The sequence below is a fragment of the Bacteroides sp. genome, from assembly GCF_030151085.1.
Classification (GTDB): domain Bacteria; phylum Bacteroidota; class Bacteroidia; order Bacteroidales; family Bacteroidaceae; genus Bacteroides.
In genome coordinates this window covers 104,469-110,468 of the sequence record NZ_JASLER010000085.1, presented here as the reverse complement: position 1 = coordinate 110,468, position 6,000 = coordinate 104,469, and the positions used below count along the sequence as shown (strand labels likewise).

The 6,000-nt window shown below is 40.1% G+C and carries 3 protein-coding genes; all 3 read left to right on the top strand.

Annotation, left to right across the window (positions count from 1 at the left end; genetic code table 11):
• Positions 1-726: FecR family protein (locus Q1W14_RS18220; protein ID WP_300704029.1), on the top strand; the 726-nt coding region annotated here is incomplete at its 5' end.
• 150 nt (positions 727-876) lie between these two features.
• A complete protein-coding gene (locus Q1W14_RS18215) occupies positions 877-4,155 on the top strand; it encodes a SusC/RagA family TonB-linked outer membrane protein (RefSeq protein WP_300704026.1) in 3,279 nt (1,092 codons plus the stop codon).
• Positions 4,156-4,167: 12 nt separating this feature from the next.
• On the top strand, positions 4,168-5,913 hold the full coding sequence (locus tag Q1W14_RS18210; protein ID WP_300704023.1) for a RagB/SusD family nutrient uptake outer membrane protein: 1,746 nt from the start codon (positions 4,168-4,170) through the stop codon (positions 5,911-5,913).
• The last annotated feature ends 87 nt before the right edge of the window (positions 5,914-6,000 follow it).

Below are 6,000 nucleotides of genomic sequence, written 5' to 3'. Positions count from 1 at the left end.
ATAGCTTCTGTGGTAATAATAACGGTAGGTGTAACGGCTGCTTTGTTTTCAATAGGCGAAGATAAAGACAATGTAAATATAGCAATGCAGACCATTACTGTTCCGGCAGGTCAGCGTGTGAACCTCGATTTACCCGATGGTTCAAACGTTTGGCTGAATGCCGGTACCCGGATGCAATATCCCGTTTCGTTTATGAAAGATAAACGTGAAGTGATACTGGATGGAGAGGCTTACTTTGAAGTAGCTCATAATGAGAAGTGCCCGTTCGTAGTTCATACCAGTACGCTGGACGTAGAAGTGTTGGGCACAAAATTCAATGTGGAAGCCTATTCTAAACGGAAAGTATTTGAAACTTCACTGATGCAAGGCAAGGTCAGAGTGAAATCACCTGAAAATAAAAATATCTCTGTAACACTGCTCCCCAATCAAAAAACGACTTTAAAAAGTGGCAAACTCGTAGTGAGTAAAATAGATGATTATAATGTCTATCGTTGGAAGGAAGGGCTGTACTGCTTCAAGAGTAAACCCTTTGCTGAAATTATGCAAGACTTGGAAAGATACTACGATTTGAAGATTCAACTCGATAAGCAGAGCATAGCTAAAGTGGCTTTGACCGGAAAGTTCCGCATCTCCGATGGACTGGATTATGCCTTGCGTGTTTTGCAGAACGATGTAGCCTTCACGTATAGAAGAGATAAAGAAAATGACGTCATTTATATAAAGTAACCCTTGGTACTAACCCTTTAATTTAGAGTAGAGCCTATGCAGTAATACATCATGAAAAACAAAGAAGCCGACAGATGTTTGCCCCATCTACCGGCCTCGTACTAACACAATTTTTTTAATCAATCGTATTAATAACTCATTTGCAAAGATATGAAAAACATTCCTTTGCCGGATATTTATTGCCCTAAAAATCCGGACGTAAACCAATTATTTAGAATCATGCGAATATCTATATTCTTATTATTCTTCTGTGCCTTTAGCCTGATGGCAGAGAATAGCCACTCGCAAAACGCCCGGGTGACTATCAACCGGAACAATGTTCAACTGGAATCGATACTTAGTGAAATAGAGTCTCAAACCGACTACCTCTTTATATATAAAGAGGTAGTGGATGTGAATACTCGTAAAAGCATCCGTGTAAATAGTAAACCGGTAGCGGATGTGCTGAAAAATTTGCTGTCAGGATCTTCTATCCGTTATAAGATGGAGGGAAATCATATTATACTGACCCATAATGAAGCACTAACCACACAGCAACAACAAGGAGTAACTGGTATTGTGACCGATGCGTCAGGGGAACCATTGATTGGTGTTACCATCATGTTGAAAGGTGCTTCTCAAGGAACAGTGACAGATGCAAACGGTAAATTCTCTATAACTGCCAAACTTGGTGATGTACTTTTAGTGAGCTACATCGGTTATAACTCACAAGAGGTGAAACTGAAAGATATGAAATCTCTTCGTATAACATTGAACGAAGATATAGAACTGCTGGATGAAGTAGTGGTTATTGGTTATGGCTCTGTTTCAAAGAAAGAGTTAACTAGTGCTGTATCTCATGTTTCCAGCAAGGACATGTTGAAGATTGGTAATGGTAACCCTGCCATGCAGATTCAAGGCAAGGTTCCGGGTGTAAATATAGATAATACAGCTTCGGCAGACCCTAACGGATGGCCAAATATTCAGATTCGTGGCGTAGGTTCGCGTACTGCCGGGTTAGGTCCGTTAATTGTTATTGATGGTATTCCTGGTGGTAGTTTGGACAATGTAAACGAAAATGATATTGAATCTATCGACGTCTTGAAAGATGGTGCAGCTTCTGCGATCTATGGTACTCGCGGTTCTAATGGTGTAATTGTGATTACTACCAAGAAAGGTTCTGCCGATGGTAATATCCATACCTTCTATTCTGGTTTTGTAAATATTGCCACTCCTATTACCGAACTGGAAGTACTTAGCGCTGACGAGTTCAGACAGAACAAACGAGGAGACGATTACGGTGCCAATACCAATTGGTTTGATGAAATAACTAAAGTTGGTGTGTCTCACAGCCATACTTTACAAGTTACAGGTGGTAATGCTAAGAATAACTACAAAGGAACAGTGGATGTCAAGAACTCCGAGGGCATTGACCTGCGTTCAGATAAGAAAGAAGTAGGTGCTCGTCTAAGCTTCAACCATACAGCCAAAAGCGAACTTTATACCATCAATGTCAACGTAGCGCCCCGCACAATGAAGTATAATAGCTCCGATTATGGCGTGTTCTGGACAGCATTGACCGTAAATCCTACTATGCCTGTAATGGATCCAGACCAACCGAACAAATACTATAAACTGACGGGATGGGATACTTACAATCCAGTAGAAACCTTGAAATTAGAAGAAAATGGAGGTGAAAAGAAGATTCTGAACTGGGATGGAACTTTCAAACTGAATTTATTCCCATTACTGTGCAAAGATAAATCCCATTACCTCAGTACTCAGATTACCATTGCCCAACAGATTGTAGATACAGATGCTTTCTTCTTCCGTCCCTCTACTTCCACCCATGCCGAACAGAGCGGATTCAAAGGAGAAGCCAGTAGAAAATATGAGAAAAGTAAGCAAGAGTCTTTAGAATGGTTAGTGAACTATATGTTTGATAAAGGCGACCATCACCTGAAAGTAATGGGAGGTTATTCCTACCAGTATTTTGTGAACTCAGGCTTTAATGCTGAAAATAAAGACTTTGCTTCTGATCTTCTTAGCTATAACAATTTGGGATCGGGCACATACAATAGTGCAGCTATCGGTCGGTTAGGCATGGGTTCTTATAAAAATGACTCCAAGCTGATAGCCTTTTTCGGACGAATTAGCTATAATTGGGCAGATAAGTATTTTGCCACTTTCTCATTACGCCACGAAGGTTCTTCAAAGTTTGGTGTGAATAACAAGTGGGGTTCATTCCCTGCCGTATCAGCCGGATGGAGAATCAGTGAAGAAAATTTTATGAAAGATATTCGTTGGATAGATGAACTGAAGATAAGAGGTGACTTTGGTATTACTGGTAATCAAGACTTCGACAACTATACTTCTCTTACAACAATGGCAAGCTATGACCTCAACTATTACAAAGGTCAGTATATCAAAGGATGGTCATTTGCCAATAATCCTAATCCCAATGTGAAATGGGAAAAAGGAAAGAATTGGAACGTGGGTGTAGATTTCAATTTATTCAAGAATCGTCTTTATGGTAGTTTCAACTATTACTATCGTCAGCAGGCTGATTTACTGGGTACTTATAAGGTAGCCCTTCCTCCTAATGGTTCTCCTGATACATTTGTAAATGTCGGAACGATGAAGAATACTGGTATTGAAATAGATTTGAACTGGAATGCTGTTCGCAATAAGAATGTTGATTATACCATTGGTCTGATAGGGGCTACTTCCGACAATCGCTTTGTCTCTTTCTCTGACCAGACTTATAAAGGAAATTCATTTTATTGGATGGGTTCATTCCCACTGTATCCCGGCAATCCCGGTCCATTGCAACGAATTGAAGAAGGCGAACGTATCGGTAACTTCTATACTTTCAAGTATGCAGGAGTAGATGAGGCAGGCGGCTGGTTGATTTATTCAAAGAACGGCGAAGTGATTCCTATAGATAAAGGTGTAGATGAAGACAAGCGTATTGTGGGCAATGGTCTTCCTAAATTCACCATGTCTATGAGCCACTCGTTGAGGTATAAAGACTTTGATATGACGTTGTTCTTCCGTGGTAACTTTGGTTTCCAGATTTACGATGTACACAATTTGTATTACGGTCTGCAGTCGGCTGCTCCTAATACAAACGTATTGAAAACTGCTTATAAAGAAAACTCCGCTATTACAACAGGAAAGAATGTACACAATAGCTATTTTGTACATAACGGAGACTTTGTGAAACTGGATGTAGCAACATTGGGCTATAACTGGAATGTAAACTCTAAATGGCTCGAAAAGGTGCGTATCTACTTTACCGCACGCAACCTCTTTACCATTAGTGGCTACAAAGGACTGGATATGGACGCTTTTGCTGTAAATGGTATGGAGCCGGGTGTTCCAAGTAGTAAGACGAGTTATTATCCATCTTCACGTCAGTATTTAATAGGTGTTCAACTTAATTTTTAAATCATTCATGTTATGAAAAAGAGATTCTTTAAATCTATATTGGCCGGTCTCGGTATGTTGATAGCAACAGGTTGTACCGATTTAACAGAGACTACTTATGATATCATCCCACAAGATAAATTCTATCAGACCAAAGAGAATGTACTTCAAAGTTTTGTCCGTCCCTTCGGACATGCTTTTTGGTTGTGTTCTCGTACATCTTATTTGTTTGGTGAACTTTCAGCAGATCATTATATGACAGTACAGCGCGAAGAGCACTGGTATAATGGAGGAGAGTTTTTCCGCTTACATTACCATACTTGGACGATTGACGACTGGTATGTCAATTCAACTTGGGAAGATATCTATCGGGGTATAGTGCAATGTAACTCTGTTATTTCCGATCTTTCCAAACTTGATCCTGCCCAATTTGGTTTCTCCGATCAAGAGTTTAAGGATTTTATTGCCCAGCAAAGAGTACTGCGTGCGTGGATGTACATGACTTTATTTGACTTGGTACATAATATCGTTGTGGTGACGGATTACCCTTCTTATGACTTGCCGGATCAATCTACTCCTAAAGAAACGTTTGCATTCTTGGAGAAAGAGTTAACCGAAGCACTCCCTAACTTATTTGTCAAGGAGGGAAATGGAGGAAATGGTAAAAATCAGGGCTTATGGAACCAAGCAGGTGCTGCTTCCCTCTTGGCACGTCTTTATATGAACGCGAGTTGGTGGATTGATGAAGACAAGAGTGCTGAATGTGAAAAGTACTGTGAGGATATTATTGCCGGGAAATATGGTTCTTATGATATAGCCGATCGTTGGGATGCTCCTTTTGACTGGGACAATGATAATTGTGAGGAACTGATCTATGCCTTTCCTTCATCCTATGGTGGAGCGCATTGGGGGTATGATTATGAACTCCATTGGCAGGTTGCTCCGTTCAAGGCATCTCCTTACTTTGGATTTACCGATTGGGGAAACTGCAATCCTAAATATGCTTTACAGCCAGGTTTGGACTTGGAAGGCAAAGAATATACTTTTGAGAATGGAAAGCCCGTCCGCAAGTTTATGAAGTATCTGGACGATATTCGTCTGAAGAAGTATGTAAATCTGGGAAATAGTAAGCGGGAAGGAATGTTCTTGTATGGAAATCTGCCTTATACTGAAGCCGATGGTAAAGTTAAATATGTTCGCTCGGATAATGATGCTTATCAGTTGTATATCCGTGATCAAGTTGGAATCTTTCAGGATACAGATCCACTTAGTGTTGTTCCTCGGCCATCAAGTGGTAAGGAAACTCCTAAGTCTGCTATGCCTTATGGTGACCAGAATTCAGGTTGGTGCTTAATAAAATATCCTATTTATCGTTCTAGTGATATTGGTAAGATTGAGGCTGATTATGCGGTAATACGTCTTGCTGAAATCTACTATTATCTTGCTGAAATAAAGTTTAATAAAGGAGACAAAGCAGGTGCTGCGAAGTTGTTGAACTATGTTCGTAAACGTTATTATCCTACTGGTTCAGCAAGTTTATATAGTGAAGATGGTACTCAGATAACTAAACAGGAGTTATTGGATGAGTGGGGACGTGAATTTTTAGGAGAAGGTCAGCGTAGACGTGTATTATGTCGCTTCGGTGTTTATAATTCAGGCTCTTGGTGGGATAAAGAACCGGATGCTGATAATCACACGATGTGGGTTCCTCTGTCGCGTACTATGTTAGGATCAAATCCGAAACTGAAACAGAATCCGGGTTATCCTTCACTTGATTGATCATTTATATTTTTGATATAGGCTTTGAGACAAAAATATCCCTTTTTTGATCGTTTCATGCCATTTTTTTCTCATTGACTTTGCTTA